Origin of the sequence: Mucilaginibacter sp. PAMC 26640, assembly GCA_001596135.1 — a bacterium.
Classification (GTDB): Bacteria; Bacteroidota; Bacteroidia; order Sphingobacteriales; family Sphingobacteriaceae; genus Mucilaginibacter.
Window position 1 is genome coordinate 500,779 of the sequence record CP014773.1, and the last position, 21,733, is coordinate 522,511.

The following is a 21,733-nucleotide window of genomic DNA, read 5'->3' on the forward strand; positions in this document are numbered from 1 at the left end:
ATTTATAACCCTATACCGAAAACGATGTACCGCAACCGCAGGTGCTGGCAGCATTAGGGTTGTTAAAGGTAAACCCACGGGCATTTAAACCGTTCTGGAAATCAATTTGCATCCCTGCTAAGTACATGCCGTGTGCCTTATGCATATAAACTACAAGGCCTTCTATCAGGTAAACCTGGTCGCCATCTTTCTTTTGGTCGAAACCCAAAACGTAGCTCATGCCGGAGCAACCGCCGCCCTCAACACCTATGCGCAGGCCAAAATCATCATTAAGTTCTTGCTGATCTCTTAGTTTAAAAAGTTCGGTAACGGCACCTGGTGTAAAAGTTACAGGTGCAACAAGGGTTTCAACAGTAGCGCTCATCTTATTTTTAATTAACTATACAAATATAAGGTAAAATGCGGATTTTTGCAGCGCCATATTATTTATGACCCCTGCCTAACATTATAAAACTTTATGCTTTACAGCCTACTAACAGATATATTAAAATATACCGTTGCGGGTATTGGTGTTATTTACGTAGCCTTTTACCTGTTTAAGCCCTACCTTGATAAAACACAAAACTTACAGATCCTGGAGTTTAAAAAAGCGGTAAGTAATCAAACACTGCCACTGCGCCTGCAAGCCTACGAGCGACTGGTACTGTTTGTAGACCGGGTGAACCCCGCCAATTTGTTGATCCGCTTAGCAGGCAATGGCCTCTCTGCTGCTGAATTACATGCTGTTGTGGTAAACGAGATCCGTAATGAATTTCAGCATAATGTTACACAGCAAATTTACGTGAGTGCCAGGGCATGGGCAGTGATCAAACGTGTAAAAGATGACACCCTGAGTGTAGTGAACAGTGCGCTGCAAGCCCTGCCTGAAAATGCAAGCGGGTTGGATCTCGGCAAGATAACCCTTACCCATTTAGGCAAACTTGAAGAAAACCCATATGATATTGCCATCAACCTGATCAGGCAGGACCTGGAGGACCTGTTTTAAAAGCGACCATGGCCGATAAAAAATTCGTCAACAGCTCGGGCATTGAGGTAAAAGAGGTTTATACCGAACCCTCCGCCATGGATGAATTGCCGGGGCAGTATCCTTATACCCGCGGCATTCAAAAGGACATGTACCGCGGCAAACCCTGGACCATGCGCCAGTATGCTGGCTTCTCCACCGCCGAAGAAAGCAATAAACGCTATCATTATCTGTTGAGCCAGGGAACTATGGGGCTTTCCGTAGCTTTTGACCTGCCCACGCAAATAGGATACGACAGCGACCACGAATTAGCAGAAGGCGAAGTAGGCAAAGTAGGCGTTGCTATAGATTCCTTAAAGGATATCGAGATCCTTTTTGAGGGTATCCAATTAAAGGATATTACTACCAGCATGACGATAAATGCTACGGCATCCATCCTGCTGGCCATGTATATCGCGTTAGCAAAAAAACAGGGGGCGGATCTGAAGCAGATCTCGGGAACCATCCAAAATGACATATTAAAGGAGTACGCCGCCAGGGGTACCTATATTTATCCGCCTGTACCATCAATGCGGCTCATCACCGATATTTTTGAATACTGCAGTACGGAGGTACCCAAATGGAACACCATTTCCATCTCCGGCTATCATATTCGCGAGGCTGGTTCTACTGCGGTACAGGAACTTGCTTTTACCCTTGCAAATGGCAAAACCTATTTAAAAGCGGCTTTAGATAAAGGGCTTGATATCAACATATTTGCAAAACGCCTTTCCTTTTTCTTCAATTGCCATAATAACTTTTTTGAGGAAATAGCCAAGTTCAGAGCAGCGCGCCGTATGTGGGCGCATATGACCAAAGAATTGGGTGCAACAGACCCCGGCGCTCAAAAGCTGCGTTTCCATACCCAAACGGGTGGCTCTACCCTAACGGCACAGCAGCCCATGAATAACATTGTGAGGGTGGGGATGCAGGCAATGGCTGCCGTATTGGGCGGCACACAATCTTTACATACCAACGGGTTTGATGAAGCGCTTTCATTACCCACCGAAGCTGCCGCCAAAATTGCGCTACGTACCCAACAGATCATTGCCTTTGAAAGCGGTGTTACCGATACGGTTGACCCACTTGCCGGATCATATTTTATAGAAGCGCTGACAAATGAGATAGAAACCCAAGCCCAGGTGTATATTGACAGGATTGATGCTATGGGCGGATCTGTAAAAGCAATAGAGCAGGATTACATGCAGCAGGAGATAGCTGCCGCCGCTTACCAATACCAAAATGATATTGAAAGTGGTGAGCGGGTGCTGGTTGGGGTAAATAAATTTATTCAGCCTGAGGCTGTGGCAGATAGTGTTTTTAAAGTGGATGATTCCATCCGGCAGAAACAAATTGAACAAAAAATCCGTTTAAAGGCCTGGAGAAACAACGAAGAGGTTAGTCTGGCCTTGCAAAAATTAACAATTGCTGCCAAAGGAAAGGATAACCTGATGCCTTTTATTTTAACGGCTGTTGAGTGCTACGCTACATTAGGCGAAATAGCCGATGCGATGAGGGATGTATTTGGTGAATATTAACTAGCATATCGTTCTAGTTAATAATGTGTCCAATCTCATACTAAAAAGTATTCCACAAAATATACAAATACTAGGCTATAATTTTAAAAAGTGCGTTACAGCGATTCTGACGCATAAAATGCCCTTCTGCATGCGAAATATAGTGTTAATAACTTTAACACTTGCAATCAAAAGCGGTAATATTTATAAATATATTTCTCGGATTGTGTTTTATAATCCGAGATTTTTTAGAATCTTCGATGTTCCGAAACGGCCGAAACTATTGCACGCTGGGACACTGAAAATCAAATAATTACTAATACGAACTATGGAAAAAACTTGTACTACCGTTTGGAATAGCTGCTTGCTGATCATCAAAGACAACATACCGGCCCAGAGTTTTAAAACCTGGTTTGAGCCGATAAAAGCTTTGCGGATGGAAGGAAGCGTATTGACCATACAGGTACCGAGTTTATTCTTTTACGAATGGCTGGAAGAGCATTATGTTGGCCTGCTGCGTAAAACGATAAAGAAACAACTGGGTGATGAAGGAAGGCTGGAGTATAACATAGTAGTGGAGCAATCTTCTGCCAAACCTTATACCACTAACATGCCATCCAACGGCAATGGTGCCGAATCGAAGAATCAATCAATGCCGATACCCATTTCTATTAACAAGGACATCAAAAATCCGTTTGTAATACCGGGTTTGAAGAAACTGAATGTAGATCCGCAGCTTAATCGCAACTACACTTTCGAAAGCTTTGTTGAAGGTGATTGTAACCGGCTGGCCCGCTCTGCCGGTTATGCTGTTGCTGCCAAACCTGGCGGTACCTCATTTAACCCATTAATGATATATGGTGGTGTAGGTTTAGGTAAAACTCACCTTGCGCAAGCTATTGGTAACGAGATCAAACGCAGCCTGCCGGATAAGCTGGTATTATACGTAAGCTGTGAGAAGTTTACACAGCAGTTTGTTGATGCCCTTAAACACAATAACATAAACGATTTTGTGAATTTTTACCAGGCAATAGATGTACTCATTATGGATGATGTACATAACTTTGCCGGAAAAGAAAAAACACAGGATTTCTTCTTCCATATTTTCAATCACCTGCACCAAAGCGGCAAACAGCTGATCATTACATCAGATAAAGCCCCTAAAGACCTGGCTGGTTTAGAGGAGCGCTTGCTTTCACGTTTCAAATGGGGCCTTTCTGCCGATCTGCAGATCCCTGATCTGGAAACACGTATGGCTATCCTGAAGAACAAGATCTACCAGGATGGTATCGAACTATCTAATGATGTAATAGAATATGTTGCACATAACATAGATAATAATGTACGTGAGCTGGAAGGCGCTATGGTTTCTTTATTGGCGCAATCTACCTTAAATCGGAAAGAGATCGACCTGAACCTGGCTAAGCAGATGCTTAAGAATTTTGTAAAGAATTCCGCTAAGGAGATTTCGATGGAATATATCCAGAGCCTGGTTTGCGAGTACTTTGAAGTGCCTATTGATATGGTAAAATCACAAACCCGTAAACGCGAGATTGTGCAGGCCCGCCAGATCAGCATGTACCTGGCCAAGGCGCACACCAAGAGTTCACTCAAATCAATCGGTAATTTCTTCGGTGGACGCGATCACTCAACCGTGATCTATGCCTGCCAAACGGTAGAAGACCTCATCGATACCGATAAGAAATTCAAAGGCTACGTAGCCGATATCCAGAAGAAATTAAAGATGTCGTAAATTCGGCGTTGAGCATATTTGGAAGCCTCGCGATTGCGGGGCTTTTTTTGTTATGCATGTATTTCGTAGATCCCAATTTCAGCATCATCTACAAAGTTTGATATAGCAATTTCATGTTTTAAAAGTATTTCGGCTATATATGTGGTAGTCACATTCCCAGTACGCAGCCATATTATTTTTGGTGGAAAGGAATACAAGTTCTGTAACTCAGAAAATCCTCGTCGAAAGTCAATATAGTCAGCTCATTTGCTTTGGCAAATTGAAATATTGTAAAATCACTAGCGCGAGATGATAAGTCGATTTCGTCTACCGGGAAAATATGCCAGTAAGGCAAAAGCTTTTTTAAACGCCAGGAAATATTTGCGTCAGCCAGCAAACGCATTACGCAACCTTTACTATGCGCTCTTTATTCGCAGCATATGAAAGACAGGCCAAAATTTGCCCTTCATTCAATTGAGGAAAATCTTCAATTATTTCCTGGTGGCTCATCCCAGAGGCCAGCCAATGTAAAACATCGTATACAGTAATTCTAGTACCAATAATAACAGGCTTACCAAATCTTATGTTGGGGTCAACTTCGATATAATCTCTGTAATCAATCATATACGAATTTATGCAAAATTATACATTTACACACAATGAACTTATTTCCAATATTTTGTAATTTGCATCATCAACTCCGTCCACTATGAAAAAGCTAATCCTGCTACTGATCGCCATTGCCTTCGCTACCCGGGCTTTTTGCCAAACCGAAAAGGAAGAGATCAAGAAAAGCATCACCACCATGTTTGATGCCATGCGCAAAGGAGATAGCACTATGTTGCGCTCGGTGTTTGCGCCGGGCCTGGTATTCCAGGGTTTAAAGCCCCAGAAGGACGGAACTGTGATATTGATGAACGAAAACCCCAACGACTTCCTGAAATCCATCGGCACACCACATAAGGAAGTTTACGATGAACGGATTACCTGGGGCGACATTAAGGTTGATGGTCCCCTGGCGAGCGTTTGGACACCCTATAAATTTTATCTCGGCGGCGTTTTTAGCCATTGCGGTATTGACTTTTTCCAGCTGATGAAAACGCCGGCCGGCTGGAAGATCATTTATGTGATAGATACCCGCCGCAAGGATGATTGCCCGGAGTGAAGCAGGGAATCAAGCAAAATCCTTCGCTTACAATATTCAAGTTTTCTTTTTTTAATTTAACAGTTGCCATCCGATAGCTTCTAATGATTGATAGGCTTTGCCTGTAAAATTCGGCCACCATATACATAAAGCAGTTTTACATGTCGTTTCTCTCCTGATTTTTGCACCTTGCCCATCCCGCCTCTACCCATTTGTAACATTTTCAATATCAGCCGAAAGTAGGGTTACTATTGAGTGATGTTGCGTATCAATAATAAACCGATTCGGGTATTTCAATCCAAGCCGCCGGCAAGTATGCCGTTGGCTTTACTTGTTTCATAAAATATTGATTATCAAATATTTAAGTTGATAAATATTTGATAATCAATCGTAAAACAGGGTTACTATTTCATGGTCTCGGGTATCAATACCAAACCAGATAGATCATTATGAAAACAAAAATCATTATTATACTTGCGGCTATTGCTATGCTGGCCGCCTGTAAAGGAAAAATGCGTACCGATTATGAAGCGATCAACAACAGCAATGCGCAATCGGGCAGCGCCGATTCCACAAGTGTAGATGCAGACAGCCTGCTGTCTAAAGCGCCAAAATTGGTAAAGAGTGCTGATATTAGTTTTAAAGTGAAAAATGTGCAGCAAACCGGCGACTCCATTTCATGGCTCGCTACCAAATACAATGGTATGATCATGCACCATCAAATGACTTCCAATATTCAGAACAGTCAGGATATCCGCATCAGCGATGATTCTTTGATGAGGGTAGCTGCATTTAAAACAGTTGCCGACATGACCATTAAAGTACCCAGTACTAAGCTGGAAGAGTTTATGACGCGTGTAAGTCGCCTGGGCATTTATGTTACCTCCAGGCAGATGGATATTGAAGATCTGTCGCTGGATTATCTTTCCGATAAGCTAAAGCTCCAAAGCCGTGCAGAACTGGTGGCACAACAAAAGAAAGGCAAGATCACGATCAAAGATCCTCAAAAAGTGCTTTGGTTGAAAGACGACCTGGTAGACGGACAGATCAATAACCGCCGCATAGATGCCGCTGTAAAATACAGCACCATCAGCCTTGACTTTTACCAAAGCAATACTATTGTAAAAGAAATGATAGCCAACGATGATCCTTCGGCTTATCAGCTGCCATTTTTTAAACGTCTGCTGATGGCTGTAACGAATGGCTGGATGATCTTTACCGAATTAGTATTGGGCATCGCAAACCTGTGGGTGTTTGTGCTAATAGGTATTGGATTGTGGATGGCGTATAAGGTTTACAAGAAGAGGTTTGTGGAATTCAAGGCCTAGCAAAAAACCGTCATTGCGAAATACGACCCTACCTCTATGCGATGAATTGAAAATTGCAAGGCCGCTTGTCCAATGTAGAGATTGCTTCGTTCCTCCCATCGACAGAATAAAAAAACAACAAAGCCTGCGACTGCCGGCTTTGTTGTTTTTTTATTCTGAAAATTCTATACTTCTGAAGATTCTAATTCAGACATCCTAGCCCACCAGTTTCTTGTACCTGATCCTTTTCGGTGCTACATCACCTAAACGTTTCTTGCGGTTCTCTTCGTAATCGCTGTAGTTTCCTTCAAAGAAGTAAACCTGTGAGTTACCTTCAAAGGCAAGGATGTGGGTACAGATCCTGTCGAGGAACCACCTGTCGTGACTGATGACTACCGCACAGCCGCCAAAGTTTTCCAGCGCTTCTTCCAGGGAACGTAGTGTGTTTACGTCGATATCATTGGTAGGCTCATCCAGTAACAAAACGTTAGAGCCTTTTTTCAGCGTAATGGATAAATGCACCCGGTTTCGCTCACCGCCAGATAGTACGCCAACTTTTTTCTGCTGATCCGCACCGTTAAAGTTAAAGCGAGACACGTAGGCGCGCGAGTTGAGCGGTCGGTTACCAACCATAATGGTTTCCAGTCCGCCTGTTACGTTTTCCCAAACAGATTTATTAGGATCCAGGTCGTCGTGCATCTGGTCAACATACCCTAAAGCAACCGTTTCCCCTACGCGGAAAGTTCCGGCATCAGGTTCGTCCTGCCCGGTTATTAAACGGAATAACGTGGTTTTACCCGCGCCATTGGGGCCGATAATGCCCACAATACCCGCGGGGGGCAAGGAAAACGTCAGATTTTCAAACAATACTTTATCGCCATAAGCTTTGGTAACATTATTGGCTTCTATAACGATATTACCCAAACGCGGGCCCGGCGGAATAAACAATTCCAGCTTTTCTTCCCTGTCCTTTGTTTCCTCTGATGCTAACTTGTCATAGTTGGATAAACGTGCTTTCGATTTGGCATGTCGGCCTTTGGCACCCATGCGAACCCACTCCAGCTCGCGCTCCAATATTTTCTGGCGTTTGCTTTCGCCTTTTTCTTCCTGGGCTAAACGCTTGGATTTTTGATCCAGCCATGAGGAATAATTTCCCTTCCATGGTAACCCTTCGCCACGGTCAAGCTCCAGGATCCAACCCGCCACGTTATCCAGGAAGTACCTGTCGTGCGTTACGGCAATAACGGTTCCTTTATATTGTTTAAGGTGCTGCTCCAGCCAGTCAATGGATTCTGCATCCAGGTGATTCGTCGGCTCATCCAGCAACAGCACATCCGGTTCTTGCAAAAGCAGTCGGCATAAAGCCACACGGCGGCGCTCGCCACCCGATAATACCGATATTTTTGTATCCGGATCAGGGCAGCGGAGGGCATCCATGGCACGCTCCAGTTTAACATCCAATTCCCAGGCGTTAACGGCATCTATCTGGTCCTGCAGTTCGCCCTGGCGGCTCATCAGCTTATCCATTTTATCGGCATCGCTGTAATATTCTTCCAGTCCGAATTTCTCGTTGATATCTTCGTATTCTTTTAACAGGGCCGATGTTGCAGCCACGCCTTCCTCCACAATTTCCTTAACGGTTTTGTCGGGGTCAAGCTCCGGCTCCTGGCTCAGGTAACCTACGGTGTAACCTGGCGAAAAAACCACCTCGCCAATATTGGTTTTATCAATACCGGCAATGATCTTGAGCAGGGATGATTTACCCGAACCGTTTAAGCCAATAACGCCTATTTTGGCACCATAGAAAAACGACAGGTAAATATTCTTGAGCACCGTTTTTTGCGGGGGATAAACTTTGCTTACCCCAGCCATAGAAAATATGATCTTTTCGTCAGCCATTTTTCAGAATTGCTTTATAATGTATAAGATTTCAAATATCTCTTAATAAGATTTGAATACAAAATTAATGTAAAGGGAAATTTAAATACATCCGAGTTCTAGTGAGGCTATCCTTTGCGTTGTACCATTCAAACCCGTTATATCGCTTTGGGATCAAAACATAGGATTTATTTTACTTTACCGAACCGCATATGCAAAGTGTTTCTTCACTTTATAATATGGAATGTTTCAAATATGAATTTTTTCATGTAAAATTCATCCAATAACTTGTATATTACAATGCAAATCGTTTGGTTTGTGAGAAAGCGCACGTACGGTTCAGCGCAGTACCCCTACCATGCCGTATTGTCATAAAAAGTGACTAATTGCCCTGCGACTTACCTATTAAATGTTTATTTGGTGCCTAAATGAATATTTATCGAACGAACGAAGCATCCGGGAAGCAGGTATTAGCGTAATTGCAATAATAATCAGGTGGTTCCAGGTTTGGTATCTGAGTTTAAAAACGATTATTATGTTTGTTAAACAGTCGGCTTATCATTAAAGTGTCTGTTTATAGGAAAGCCAAAAACTTGGCAACATTGTTGATAAATCTAAAAACTATCGCCTTGACTAATAGAAACAAATTTATAGTTTAGGACGATCATAATCAGAAAGGTATATATGGAAGCTAAATTCTCGCCGCGGGTTAAAGATGTGATACAGTACAGCAGGGAGGAGGCATTACGCCTTGGCCATGATTATATTGGTACAGAGCACCTTTTGCTTGGCCTCATCCGTGATGGTGATGGCGTGGCAATCAAATTATTAAAAGGGCTAACCGTTGATACTGCTAAATTACGCCGCGCTGTGGAAGATGCCGTGAAAGGCACCATTGGCACCAACGTACATATAGGCAGCATCCCGTTAACCAAACAAGCCGAAAAAGTATTAAAAATAACTTACCTGGAAGCCAAGATCTTTAAGAGTGATGTGATAGGTACCGAGCACTTACTGCTATCTATCCTACGCGATGAAGATAATATTGCTTCACAGATTTTGATGCAATTTAACGTGAATTACGAAGTATTTAAAAGCGAAGTTGAATCGCATAAAAACGATGTTACCGACGAAATGCCGGGATCATCAACCGGTGGCGACGACGACTTTAAAGAAGATGATTCTTTTAGTCAGCCGAAAAAAGTGTCAGATATCAAGTCAAAAACTCCGGTACTTGACAATTTTGGCCGCGACCTGACAAAAGCTGCCGAAGAAGGTAAGCTTGACCCTATCGTTGGCCGTGAAAAAGAAATTGAACGCGTATCGCAGATCCTGAGCCGCCGTAAAAAGAATAACCCTATCCTGATAGGTGAGCCGGGTGTTGGTAAAAGTGCCATTGCAGAAGGTTTAGCTTTACGTATTGTACAGCGCAAAGTGTCTCGCGTATTGTTCAACAAACGCGTGGTTACACTAGATCTTGCTTCATTGGTTGCGGGTACTAAATACCGCGGTCAGTTTGAAGAGCGGATGAAGGCTGTGATGAACGAATTGGAAAAATCTCCGGATGTGATCCTGTTCATCGATGAGATCCACACCATAGTAGGTGCAGGTGGCGCATCTGGCTCGTTAGATGCATCCAACATGTTTAAACCGGCACTGGCCCGTGGAGAGATTCAGTGCATTGGCGCAACTACGCTTGATGAGTACCGTCAGTATATTGAAAAAGATGGTGCTTTAGATCGTCGTTTTCAAAAGGTAATGGTAGAACCTGCCACACCGGATGAAACCATCGAGATCCTGAACCGGATTAAAGAAAAATACGAAGAACACCACGGTGTTACTTATACGCCGGAAGCGATCAATGCCTGCGTTGCTTTAACAACACGCTACATTACCGACCGCTTTTTACCTGATAAGGCTATTGATGCTTTGGATGAATCCGGCTCACGTGTGCATTTAACTAATATCCACGTTCCGCAACAGATTCTGGATATCGAGCAGAAGATCGAACAAATCAAGATAGAAAAGAATAAAGTTGTACGCAGCCAGAAATACGAAGAAGCTGCCAAACTACGCGATACCGAAAAGCACCTCTTAGAGGAGCTGGAGCAGGCTAAAGCCGTTTGGGAAGCAGAAACAAAATCTAAACGCTACACCGTTTCTGAAGACAATGTTGCTGAAGTGGTGTCTATGATGACCGGCATCCCGGTACAACGGGTAGGCCAGGCCGACAGCCTGAAACTGTTAACGATGGGTGATACCATGGCTAATAAAATCATTGGCCAGGATGACGCGATCAAGAAACTGACCCGTGCTATTCAACGTACACGTGCCGGATTGAAAGATCCTAAAAAACCAATCGGTTCATTCATCTTTTTAGGCCCAACCGGTGTTGGTAAAACTGAGCTTGCTAAAGAATTGGCCCGCTACATGTTTGATACCGAAGACGCGTTGATCCAGATAGATATGAGTGAGTACATGGAGAAATTCGCGGTATCCCGTTTAGTGGGAGCGCCTCCGGGCTACGTAGGTTACGAAGAAGGCGGGCAGTTAACCGAAAAGGTGCGCCGCAAACCATACGCAGTTGTATTGCTGGATGAGATTGAGAAAGCCCACCCGGATGTATTCAACATACTGTTACAGGTATTAGATGAAGGCCAGTTAACTGATTCTTTGGGCCGCAAGGTTGATTTCAGGAACACTATCATCATCATGACATCTAACATCGGCGCACGCCAGTTGAAGGATTTTGGCCAGGGTGTTGGTTTTACTACAGCTGCCAAAACTACTCAGGCAGACGCACACTCCCGTGGTGTGATAGAAAACGCTTTGAAACGCGCTTTCGCTCCGGAGTTCTTAAACCGTATAGATGATGTGATCGTATTTAACTCTTTGGGTAAAGACGAGATCTTCAAGATCATCGATATAGAATTAGCGGCCTTATTTGGCAGAGTGAACAGCCTTGGGTACAAAATCGAATTAACCCTGGAGGCAAAAGAATATATTGCTGAGAAAGGATACGATTCACAGTTTGGTGCCCGTCCGTTAAAACGTGCGATCCAGAAATATTTGGAAGATCCAATTGCAGAAGAGATCCTGAAAGGTGATTTAACTGAGGGAGATACTATGGAAGTGGATTACGATAAAGAAGCTGACCAGATTAAGATCCTTGGCCGTAATAAACCGGAAGGTGAAGACAAAAAACCGGAAGAAGAGCAAAAACAATAAGCTAATGCTTTAACAATATCCAAACCCGTTTACGAAAGTAGGCGGGTTTTTTTGTTGGATTAAGATCTTGCTAAACTTTGTTGCCCTCCGTGCAGCACACCTGGCTAAATTAATACTGTAAGCAATAATTGATATATTGGTGCACCGTTAAAAAAAATAAATTTAAAATGGGCCTTAGATCTTATCAGATAGAACATAGTTTCAATCAGAAATATACGCTAAAGCCCAAAGCTGGCTTTAGAAAATGGCTTCGCAATCAACGGAACCGAAAAATCAGGCGGATAAAAAAGTCTGAAAAGCCTAATATTAAATATGAAGGATGGGAATATTAATTGACCCATGCTCAAAAGATCAAACATAAGGGGATTTCTTCAGCAACCCTGTACATCCAAAACTTAGATTCGTGGAGAATAACGATAAGGGCACAATTATTTCACGGCAACTGTAATAAATCCACTTTTCATTATACTCATTATAAAAATGATTAGATGAAAACTTTACTCACCCCATCAGAGCAATTACGATCTGTAAAAATTAACCGGATAGCTTACACCAGCCTGCTATTTGCGGCAATTGTTTTCTTAATTTTAAAAGACTGGCAAAGCGGCTTCATGATGCTTGGCATTAGCCTCATCGCCGACCCGTTTGATTACCGGGTTACCTGGACTAAACGGCCGCTGTGGCAGCGCAGCTGGCTTATTGTTCACCTGGTTATTTTGTTTGCAGCGATGTTCTATCTCATTATATCTAAACTTTAATTGGGCGAAAAAGAATTTTTAGGGCAGGTAAAGCAATGCCACGGGCTTATCTTAAAACTGATAGGGTTGTACGCCTATTCGTTAAACGACCGCAACGACTTATACCAAGAAATTTTACTGAACGCATGGAAAGGACTGGCGGGTTTTCGCAAAGAGGCAAAATTCAGCACCTGGCTTTACCAGGTAGCCATTAATACCATTTTTACAGCCAACCGCAAAACAAGGCCACTTAGTTATACAGACACGCTGGAGGATTTTATTATACCTGTAAATCAACAAACCGAACAAAAAGAGGATATACAACGGCTGTACAAAGCCATACGGCAGCTGGCAGAGGTGGATCGGATTATTATAACCATGCACCTGGAAGGATACGATAACCCGGAAATAGCAGATGTACTGGGGATCAAAGCCAACTATACAGGGGTTAAGCTGCATCGGATAAAAAGTCAACTGCAAACGATTTTAACACAGGACTAAATAATGGATATTGAAGAAGTTTGGAAAGCGCATAAAGCTGCAACTGCGGGAATTAACGATGTACACAGCGTAGATCAATTAAAACTATCAGGACAGGTGACCACTTTAAAGAAAATAAAGCGGGCATTGTTAACCAATATGTTATGGGGTGCACTTTGTATTATTTCGTACGTTTTAGTTATCTGTTTCTTTGCTTTTTGGCAGATACGGGTGCTATTTGCTATAACGCTGATATTTAGTTTGTGGGCAGTAGCAAGTGCACTTAAACTTTACCTGTCTGTGAATGATCATGTATCAGGAAACAGCCTGCTTGCCGAGCTTACGCGTAACCGCGATGCACTTAATTCGTGGATGCGCATGCAAAACAGGGTGGCATTATGCATTTACCCTTTTAGTGTAAGCGCAGGCTATATATGGGGCGGTGTGATGGGTTCGGGCAGGGATGTGGCATTTTTTATGAATAAGCCTATAGTGTGGCTGGCCCTTATTGTTTGTATTATAATGATGACGCCACTTGCTTATAAACTGGGAAAATGGTTGTTTAAAAAATCGTTTGGCAAAATAATTATTCAGCTGGATAAAGATATTGCAAGCCTTTCAGCAGACGCTGTTTAGCAGTTGTAAATGAACATAACAGGGAGAAAACCGAGTAATTTTACAGATGGATACGATGATTGGCTTTACTATCCAAACAGGTTTATTTTGGGAGCTGGATAACAAGATGGATTTTATATTGCCTTTCATCATCATCGCTTCGTTGGTTTTCGTTAGTATGAATCTTTTACTTACCAGCCGAAATGCCACCCCGCCAAAATGCTGATGATTTAAAAAGCCACTGCCGCTGATGGAATGGTAAGTTGGATTGAAAGTATACCGGTATCAAATCTGCCATTTTATATACAGTCTGGAAATATAATATAAAATCCGTTTGAATAAGAAACTGTTTTACTGTGATTCAGGCGATTTACCGGGTAGACAAAGGGTAAAAATACGGTATTGGGCAAATAAGTTTAGTGCTAGCTTTACAGTGTAATTAACCAATTCTTCACAATTTAATCCACAAATAAAATGGCAAAGCTTGATGACCTGATCCCTATCCCGGCTAAGGAAATAATGAACAAAGGATTGAGCTCCGCAGCTGAAACTACTATGCTGGCAGTCCTTGGAACACCCGGCTCACTTACCAAAGATTGTTCTAAGGGTGATCCGGTATACAACAAAAAACTTCTGACTGGTGTAGACATTGGCCCCTTTAAAGTTACCGGTTTGGCGTATGCCGTTGAATCTTTAAAGCAGATCTTCGCCCAGGTAAAGACCGAGCATCCGGATGTTTACGCTGGCGTAAAAACTGCAGGCATGTGGTGCGTAAGAAGTCGCCGGGCTAACCCCCATAAATTTTCAAACCACAGTTTCGGAACGGCAATAGATCTGTATTTCGGCAAAGGCGTGGTTGACCAGGGCGTACATCAAACGCACAGAGGTATCTATATTTTATTCCCTTATTTTAATGCCCACGGCTGGTATTGGGGTGCCGAGTTTTCGGGCGATTATGTAGATTCGATGCATTTTGAGCTGGCAGAAGAAACGATTTTGAAACATAAATAATAGCTTGCGGAGACTCGCTATCCTATATTGGCAGCATATTGTTGATATAGTTCTTAATAAACGAGCGTGTTCGGGCATATTCGGGCTGTTCGCGCTTGTTTTTATTAAAATGTAGCGCGAACAGAAACAGGTTTTAGTACCGCCAGCTTTTCAGATCAGCGCCTTTTGGTGCCCTGCCCCCTATTTCGTCCACCCATCGTTTAATAAACATTTGGTGATACCGCAGGCGGCTAATATAGTTAGGCTGGGTATGGTCGCCATTCCAGCAATGCTCGGCGCGGTCGCCGTAGTCAACCTGGCAGTTACAAACTGGGTTGCTCAGCTTTTTCAGCATATCCTCGGCACTATAAACAGCATTGTTTAGATAATAGGTGTCCATATCGCCCACGTAAATATGAATTTTTCCTTTTAACTTATCGCCAATTTTGGGCCAGTCGCGTTTTATGATATGGGTAAGGTCGAAATGTTCTTTCCAGTAATTCGCCACGCTGGTGTCAATAACACCTGTGTATTTGTCGTAGATCCGCTTGGGGTAGCCATCCTTATCCATCGGCGAAAACACAGCCTCCCAAATATCAAACTGGTCGCCACTGCGGCTGCGGGTGCCTAGTGCCAGTTCACGCTGATTGATCTCTTTCAAAGTAGCCTGAACATGGCCTAGATAATCGCGCTCGCCGGGGCGGGGCGTTTTCTTAAAGTCGCTTTCGGGGTAGTAGGCATTCTTGTCCTCATAAATATTCATGGTGGTGTAATGGTGAAAATCAACCGGATCAGGGCAGGCGGCATAACTGCCATTATATTCATCGGGATACAGCACCTGCACAGCCAGGGCCTCCCAGCCGCCGGTAGAGCCTCCATATACAAAACGCGCCCAGCCTTTACCGATTCCCCGGAAGCGCCGCTCAATCTCCGGGATCAGCTCATAGGTTATCGCATCGCCATAGGGACCAAGGTTCTCTGAATTCACTGCATAAGAGTCGTCATAATAAGGGTTGGCATGCTGGATCTCTATCGCCAGCACCCTCGGGAACTTGGGGCCGGTCCACAGCTTATAAAAGTCATACGCCTCCTGCTGCACAATACGGTTATAGCCCGTTATATGGAAACGGGCAGAAGTATCAGGCTTCAAACCAGCATCAGGTGGAGTTGCGCTAAAACCCTCAAAATCTGCCGGGAAATGTCCGTGGAATATAGCCAGCGGATATTTCACTTTAGGATGCTCCTCAAAGCCGCCTGGCAACAATATGTTTGCGCCGATATACATCGGCCTGCCCCAAAACTCGGTAAGCAGTTTACTTTGAATGCGGATATGCTTAATATATTTGGTATCGGCAGGTGATTTGATTGGCGGGATGATCTGGCTGATGTTTAGGGCGATCTCCTTATTAGCCATCGGGTCGATGTGCAATTTTACCGGCAGGGAATAGATATTACCCGGAGCCACGTTCCAGTGCTGGCCTTCGCCGCGGTCCATCGACAGCTTCACGGTTTGCCCCGTTTTTAGGTGAAAGGTTTCATACTTGTGCAGCAATACTTGTAGGTAGTAATCGCCTGCGGGCAGGTCCTTCAGTCGCTCAACCGGGTAGCCGAAGGCTTGCACATCTATAGTTTGGCTGGTTGCCGGCTGCCAATTCTCTACATCCACACCGAAAACCTGCTGGGTATTTTGCGCATCGCCTACCTGGAAACGGGGTTCGGCCAGGTTATTTTTGGAGACCAGTAAGAGTAACCGGCCATCAAGTGCCACCTGGTGCAGGGCGGGAGATATGGTAACTCTGAAAGTTTGCGCGAAAGCAGGTACGTAAATTAAAAGCAGCAGGTACAGGAATTTTTTCATGTGAGGGCAAGTTTACCCAAATATATAAAAGGATCTTAATGAACGGCCAATGGAATTTTCAAAGACAAGTTTGACTGCTTGCACCCGTTGGTTGCAACCAACGGCAGTGAAGTTGCACCTCTGGCGAGTTTACCAGCTTGGTACGGACCAGACCGATAGCACTAAAAAGCAGTAATACTTCATTACCGTCCCTTTAAAGGGGCGGCCGGCAAAAAGATGGAGGTTTTAGCTACAGTTTAATCCGCCCCTCTCTATATCCATCTCACCTTTTCTCTTTTACTATAAATATTAATAGCGTATTTTTGTATCCAAATGGGTGATTATCAGTTAAAGGTTACTATCGATCAGGATTCGGGCTTTTGTTTCGGTGTGGTATACGCTATCGATATGGCCGAAGAAATTTTGGCCGAAGATGGGTATTTATATTGCCTTGGTGATATTGTACACAATGACGAAGAAGTTGACCGGCTAAAGGCACAGGGCCTGCGCATTATTGAACATGCCGAACTGTTAAACCTGCGCGATGAAAAAGTATTGATCCGTGCACACGGTGAAGCACCCGAAACTTACCGGATTGCTTTAGATAACAACATTACCCTGATAGATGCCAGCTGCCCCGTAGTTTTAAAATTGCAAAACCGAATCAAAACATCTTATGATAAAGATGAGAAGATCCTGATCTTTGGTAAACATGGCCACGCCGAAGTGGTGGGTTTAGAAGGGCAAACCAATGGTAACGCACTGGTATTCCAGGACATTGCAGAACTGGATGACGTAGAACTTCCTGCCAGTTTTACCCTGTACAGCCAAACCACTAAAAGCATGGAGAAGTTTTACAATGTAAAGGATGAGTTGATCAGCCGCGGTTATGAAGTGAAGGCAAACGATACGATTTGCCGCCAGGTATCCAACCGGGACAAAGATCTGCCGGCGTTTGTAGCTAAATTTGATAAGATCGTTTTTGTATCCGGCAAAAAATCATCTAACGGTAAAGTGCTTTATGAGGTTTGCCGAAAACATAACCCCAACAGTTATTTCGTCTCCAGCGTAAGCGAATTGCGCACGGACATGTTTGCCCCAAATGACAGGATAGGTATAGCCGGAGCAACATCAACCCCCATGTGGCTTATGCAACAAGTAAAAGCAGAACTGGAAACGTATTAACTGCACGCTATTTGCTGTATACCAATTAGTGGAAAAATCACCTTCATATACCGGCCTGTTGGTTGCCATTCTGGTGATTGGCACTTGGATAACTGCCATCATTTTACTGATGCAATGGCAAGTAAACTTTGCCAACCCTTTGCTATACCTCTGCATACTGGTGCAAATGCACTTGTATACCGGTTTGTTCATCACCGCCCACGATGCGATGCACGGAACAGTAGCGCCGGATAAAAACATTAACAACGCTGTGGGGTATATCTGTACGTTTCTTTATGCCACTTTCTGGTATAAGCAACTTTATGGAAAACACCATATGCATCACAATAGCGTACACACAGCGGATGATCCGGATTACCACAACGGAGGATTCTTTTCCTGGTACGTGCGTTTCATCCGAAATTACCTCTCTATTTGGCAAATTGTAGTCATGGCAGCCTTGTTTAACATCTTGAAGCTTTGGATTCCACAAGCTAACCTGCTGCTTTTTTGGGTTGCACCCTCATTGTTAAGCACGTTGCAACTATTCTACTTTGGCACCTATTTACCTCACAAAGGCGAACACGACAATAAGCATCAAAGCCGCAGCTTTAGGCGCAACCATTTCCTGGCATTTTTCAGCTGTTACTTTTTTGGCTATCACTACGAACATCACGAAGCGCCCTGGGTACCGTGGTGGAAATTATGGCAAACCCCGCTGCCACCGGTACAGCATCGCACCGAGATTGCCCCTCATCATTAATTTGCAATAATAGGCGGCGGCTCAAGCCAATAGGGCCTATTTTTCTTACATTTGCGCACTTGTATATTATGGCAAAAAAAGGAGTTTTAATTGTAAATTTAGGCACACCGGATAGTCCGTCTACAGCGGATGTACGTAAGTATTTGGATGAGTTTTTAATGGATCCGCGGGTAATCGATGTAAACGCTGCATTGCGTACGGTATTGGTAAAAGGTATTATCGTACCTTTCCGCGCACCAAAATCAGCCAAACTCTACAGGGCAATTTGGGATGAGAAAACCGGATCACCGCTAAAACACTACAGCATTTTACAGCGGCAGCTTTTACAGGATCACCTTGGCGACGAGTATATGGTGGAATTGGCTATGCGTTACCAAAGCCCGTCTATTGAATCTGCACTGCTACGATTTAAAGAAGCCCTGATCAGCGAGATCCAGGTGATTGCGTTATTCCCGCAATATGCTTCTGCAAGTACAGGGTCTGTTTATGATAAGGTAATGAGCCTGGTGAAAGACTGGCAAACCATCCCTACCATCTCATTCGTAAACTCTTTTCATGATAACGAGCTGATGATAGAAACGTTTGCGGATAACGGCCGTAAATATCAGCCCGAAACGTACGATCATATTCTATTCAGCTTTCACGGCTTACCGCAGCGCCAACTAAAAAAATGTGACCATACCGGCAATTATTGCCTCAAAACCGATGGCTGCTGCAACACCTTAAACGATACCAATAAACTTTGTTACTCCGCACAATCGCATGATACGGCAAGACTGATTGCTGAGAAGCTGAACTTGCCTAAAGATAAATATTCAGTTTGCTTCCAATCCCGGCTGGGAAACGATCCATGGGTAAAGCCATATACCAGCGAAGTAATTGCCCAATTGGCTAAAGAAGGCAAGAAGCGCCTGCTTGTTTTCTGCCCCGCTTTTGTTGCCGACTGCCTAGAAACGGTTTTTGAAGTTACCGAAGAATATGGCGAAGAATTTAAAGCGCTTGGCGGCGAGCACATACAGCTGGTAGAGAGCCTGAACGATTCTCCGAAATGGATAGAAGCGATGGCACAGATGGTGAAGCCTGCTGCTCGTTAAACAGTAAGCGTCTTTACAAGCTGCGGCATTTCAACATCTGTTCGCCTTAACGGAATTAGGGGGCCGGGCTTAATTCGCTTACGATTTTAGCCGATAATAAGCATAACGGGATACCGCCACCCGGGTGTACGCTGCCCCCACAAAAGTAAAGGCCTTTAACGTTTGATGATTTGTTGGCATGACGCAGGAAGGCTGCAAACTGGCTATTGGAACTGGTTCCATAAATGGACCCCTTATAAGACGAGGTTTTACTCTCGATGCTTCGCGGATCGAGGATACTTTCGCCAACGATCAGCTTATCGATGTCCTCACTTAAAATACCCGTTAATTTTTCCAATATATTTTTCCGGGCCGATGAGATAAGCTGATCCCAATCCTGCCCGTTATTGGCCGGCACGTTGATCATCACAAACCAGTTTTCGCAACCGGGGGGTGCATCATCAGATTTGTATTTGGAACTGATATTGAGGTAAACGGTTGGGTCCCGGTAAATATCCTGCCGCTGCCAAATATGGTCGAACTCCGCTTTGTAATCTTTACTAAAAAAGATGTTGTGCAAATCCAGTTCCGGAAAACTTTTGTTAATGCCCCAATAAAATATCAAAGCCGAACTACTGCGTTCCTGACTGAGGATCTTGGCCGGGTGTAATTCGGGGTGTTTGTTCAAAAGGTTTTTATACGTGAACCAAACATCCATGTTAGATATAACCAGGTCTCCCAAAACATCTTTCGCCTTTATCTTTAAACCCTTTACCTGCTTGTTGATCACCACAATTTCCTCAACACGGGAATTATAATTGAACCTTACACCTAATTCCGCTGCCAGCTTAACCAGGCTTGTAGTAATGCTGTACATTCCTTCGTTAGGAAAATATGCACCGTAATGATGTTCCAGGTGTGGAATAACGTTTAATGTCGCCGGTGCCTGGTACGGATTTGAACCATTATAAGTGGCGTATCTATCAAAGAACTGTACTATCCGTTCGTCCTTAAAATAGGATGTATTAGCTTTGTGCATGGTACGAAAGGCATCGATTTTCGGCAACTTAAACACCGAGCGTATCGTATCCCAGCGCAGATAGGTTTGGAGCTGATGTAAGGATCGCTCTAAAAAAACATGGTTGGTAATGGTATAGATGCCGCTGCTATTGGCCAGGTATTTTATAACATTAATTTCAGGCTCAGCAGTTGACCGGTTAATTTCCCGGGCAAATTTTTGCGTATTCGCGTTGGCATCTATGCGCGTGCCGTCCTCATAAAAGTACCGGCACACTACGTCCAGTTTTTGGTACCGGAAGTAGTCGGATGGCTTTTTACCGGCCAGTTCAAAAATTTCCTCTACATATTGCGGCATGGTAAACAGGCTGGGGCCTGCATCAAAACGATATCCGTTTTGATCTATTTCGGAAAGTTTGCCACCAGCATAACCATTGGCTTCAAAAACCTCAACAATATAACCTTTTACTGCCAGCCGGATGGCGGTGGCGATGCCCGCGATTCCGGCACCAATGATTAAAGCTTTTTTTTGCGGCATTAAAAATCACAATTAAAGTTTTCTGCAATGAGCAATTGCTTTAGTAAGATATCACCAGTTAAAGCGAGGTGAATTATTTGCTTTTGGGAAATTGCCGAGGCTAATTGAATTGCATCCAAAGTTCGTAAACCCCTGGTTCCGTATTTTGCTACCAAGCGTTGCGCCTGCTTTAAAAGCAGTGTATCAATTTCAATTATATTAAAGTTCTTAAAATCCTTGTCAACCAGTGATAGAAACATTTCCGCCTCGGGGAGAACCAAATGCCCCATCCTCACTTTTTTAAAAATTGCTGAATAAATCTCAACCGTAGTTAATTCAGAAATATAGATACCAAAGCCAGGATTCGCGTTTAAGAAATTCAGAAGTTTATTCGTATCATCTTCCTGATGATATAATTTGGTAAGTGATGAGGTATCAAAAAAAACATTCACAGTGCACTTGTTCTCTCTTCAATTACAGCATCGGCCAAACTTCCTTTTAATTCTTTGAGTATCTCCCGACCTTTGGCGAAAGAAAAATCATCGACCGTTAAACGTTTTCCCTTATTTGAAATATCTTCATCCAAAAAAGTGACAACAACCTTTACAGGTTTATCAATCGTCACTGGTTTATCCAATGTCACGGTGCCATTTTCGTATGTTCCACTTAATTGAACCATAATCAAATTTAACAAATTGCATGTGAAATAAAAGGAGGAACTTTTTAAATTC

Annotated in this window: 21 protein-coding genes; 13 read left to right on the plus strand and 8 right to left on the minus strand. The window is 43.6% G+C overall.

What is annotated here, in order from left to right; genetic code table 11:
• Nucleotides 1-10 precede the first annotated feature (10 nt).
• Nucleotides 11-364 (minus strand): [Fe-S]-binding protein, encoded by a 354-nt coding sequence (locus tag A0256_02210; protein AMR30312.1) that lies wholly within the window; start codon nt 362-364, stop codon nt 11-13.
• Between the two features lie 93 nt (nt 365-457).
• On the opposite strand from A0256_02210, the gene A0256_02215 reads away from it, so the two are divergent.
• From A0256_02215 to A0256_02225, 3 genes are all read left to right on the plus strand, one after another.
• The gene (locus A0256_02215; protein AMR30313.1) at nt 458-985 is read left to right on the plus strand and encodes a hypothetical protein; all 528 of its coding nucleotides are present in this window, start codon (nt 458-460) and stop codon (nt 983-985) included.
• 8 nt (nt 986-993) lie between these two features.
• The gene (locus A0256_02220; GenBank protein AMR30314.1) at nt 994-2,541 is read left to right on the plus strand and encodes a methylmalonyl-CoA mutase; all 1,548 of its coding nucleotides are present in this window, start codon (nt 994-996) and stop codon (nt 2,539-2,541) included.
• A gap of 307 nt (nt 2,542-2,848) precedes the next feature.
• Nucleotides 2,849-4,273 (plus strand): chromosomal replication initiation protein DnaA, encoded by a 1,425-nt coding sequence (locus tag A0256_02225; GenBank protein AMR30315.1) that lies wholly within the window; start codon nt 2,849-2,851, stop codon nt 4,271-4,273.
• Nucleotides 4,274-4,445: 172 nt separating this feature from the next.
• On the opposite strand, the gene A0256_02230 is transcribed toward A0256_02225, so the two are convergent.
• Both A0256_02230 and A0256_02235 read right to left on the minus strand, forming a co-directional pair.
• Nucleotides 4,446-4,655 (minus strand): hypothetical protein, encoded by a 210-nt coding sequence (locus tag A0256_02230; GenBank protein ID AMR30316.1) that lies wholly within the window; start codon nt 4,653-4,655, stop codon nt 4,446-4,448.
• Nucleotides 4,655-4,873 (minus strand): hypothetical protein, encoded by a 219-nt coding sequence (locus tag A0256_02235; GenBank protein AMR34401.1) that lies wholly within the window; start codon nt 4,871-4,873, stop codon nt 4,655-4,657. The genes A0256_02230 and A0256_02235 overlap by 1 nt, the downstream gene beginning before the upstream one ends.
• An 88-nt stretch (nt 4,874-4,961) precedes the next feature.
• Here A0256_02235 and A0256_02240 point away from each other — a divergent pair, with 88 nt between their 5' ends.
• Both A0256_02240 and A0256_02245 read left to right on the plus strand, forming a co-directional pair.
• Complete coding sequence (locus A0256_02240) at nt 4,962-5,417, plus strand: hypothetical protein (protein AMR30317.1); 456 nt, start codon at nt 4,962-4,964, stop codon at nt 5,415-5,417.
• A gap of 428 nt (nt 5,418-5,845) precedes the next feature.
• Entirely contained in the window at nt 5,846-6,724 is an 879-nt protein-coding gene (locus A0256_02245) for a hypothetical protein (GenBank protein AMR30318.1), read from the plus strand.
• Between the two features lie 195 nt (nt 6,725-6,919).
• Here A0256_02245 and A0256_02250 read toward each other — a convergent pair whose 3' ends face one another.
• Nucleotides 6,920-8,602 (minus strand): energy-dependent translational throttle protein EttA, encoded by a 1,683-nt coding sequence (locus A0256_02250; GenBank protein ID AMR30319.1) that lies wholly within the window; start codon nt 8,600-8,602, stop codon nt 6,920-6,922.
• 663 nt (nt 8,603-9,265) lie between these two features.
• On the opposite strand from A0256_02250, the gene A0256_02255 reads away from it, so the two are divergent.
• The 5 genes from A0256_02255 (at nt 9,266) to A0256_02275 (ending at nt 14,652) form a co-directional block, all read left to right on the plus strand.
• Entirely contained in the window at nt 9,266-11,809 is a 2,544-nt protein-coding gene (locus A0256_02255; protein AMR30320.1) for a Clp protease ClpC, read from the plus strand.
• Between the two features lie 488 nt (nt 11,810-12,297).
• On the plus strand, nt 12,298-12,567 hold the full coding sequence (locus tag A0256_02260; protein ID AMR30321.1) for a hypothetical protein: 270 nt from the start codon (nt 12,298-12,300) through the stop codon (nt 12,565-12,567).
• Nucleotides 12,568-13,047 (plus strand): hypothetical protein, encoded by a 480-nt coding sequence (locus tag A0256_02265; protein AMR30322.1) that lies wholly within the window; start codon nt 12,568-12,570, stop codon nt 13,045-13,047. It begins immediately after the preceding gene.
• 3 nt (nt 13,048-13,050) lie between these two features.
• Nucleotides 13,051-13,662 carry a hypothetical protein gene (locus A0256_02270; GenBank protein ID AMR30323.1) on the plus strand — a complete coding sequence of 204 codons (612 nt, stop codon included), beginning with the start codon at nt 13,051-13,053 and terminating at the stop codon, nt 13,660-13,662.
• Nucleotides 13,663-14,115: 453 nt separating this feature from the next.
• Nucleotides 14,116-14,652: a hypothetical protein gene (locus A0256_02275; protein ID AMR30324.1), complete on the plus strand. Its 537-nt coding sequence runs from the start codon at nt 14,116-14,118 to the stop codon at nt 14,650-14,652.
• Nucleotides 14,653-14,785: 133 nt separating this feature from the next.
• On the opposite strand, the gene A0256_02280 is transcribed toward A0256_02275, so the two are convergent.
• Complete coding sequence (locus A0256_02280) at nt 14,786-16,489, minus strand: hypothetical protein (protein AMR30325.1); 1,704 nt, start codon at nt 16,487-16,489, stop codon at nt 14,786-14,788.
• 312 nt (nt 16,490-16,801) lie between these two features.
• Here A0256_02280 and A0256_02285 point away from each other — a divergent pair, with 312 nt between their 5' ends.
• The 3 genes from A0256_02285 to A0256_02295 all read left to right on the plus strand — a co-directional run bounded on the left by A0256_02285 (nt 16,802) and on the right by A0256_02295 (nt 19,489).
• Nucleotides 16,802-17,653: a 4-hydroxy-3-methylbut-2-enyl diphosphate reductase gene (locus A0256_02285; protein AMR30326.1), complete on the plus strand. Its 852-nt coding sequence runs from the start codon at nt 16,802-16,804 to the stop codon at nt 17,651-17,653.
• A 28-nt stretch (nt 17,654-17,681) separates the two neighbouring features.
• On the plus strand, nt 17,682-18,395 hold the full coding sequence (locus A0256_02290) for a fatty acid desaturase (GenBank protein ID AMR30327.1): 714 nt from the start codon (nt 17,682-17,684) through the stop codon (nt 18,393-18,395).
• Nucleotides 18,396-18,463: 68 nt separating this feature from the next.
• Nucleotides 18,464-19,489 carry a ferrochelatase gene (locus tag A0256_02295; protein AMR30328.1) on the plus strand — a complete coding sequence of 342 codons (1,026 nt, stop codon included), beginning with the start codon at nt 18,464-18,466 and terminating at the stop codon, nt 19,487-19,489.
• Nucleotides 19,490-19,544: 55 nt separating this feature from the next.
• On the opposite strand, the gene A0256_02300 is transcribed toward A0256_02295, so the two are convergent.
• The 3 genes from A0256_02300 to A0256_02310 are packed head-to-tail and all read right to left on the minus strand — an operon-like array spanning nt 19,545 to nt 21,681.
• Nucleotides 19,545-21,023, minus strand: coding sequence for a phytoene dehydrogenase (locus A0256_02300; GenBank protein ID AMR30329.1), 1,479 nt, complete (start codon nt 21,021-21,023; stop codon nt 19,545-19,547).
• Nucleotides 21,023-21,454 (minus strand): hypothetical protein, encoded by a 432-nt coding sequence (locus A0256_02305; protein AMR30330.1) that lies wholly within the window; start codon nt 21,452-21,454, stop codon nt 21,023-21,025. Before A0256_02305 ends, A0256_02300 begins: the two co-directional genes overlap by 1 nt.
• Nucleotides 21,451-21,681, minus strand: coding sequence for a hypothetical protein (locus A0256_02310; protein ID AMR30331.1), 231 nt, complete (start codon nt 21,679-21,681; stop codon nt 21,451-21,453). Before A0256_02310 ends, A0256_02305 begins: the two co-directional genes overlap by 4 nt.
• Between the last annotated feature and the right edge of the window lie 52 nt (nt 21,682-21,733).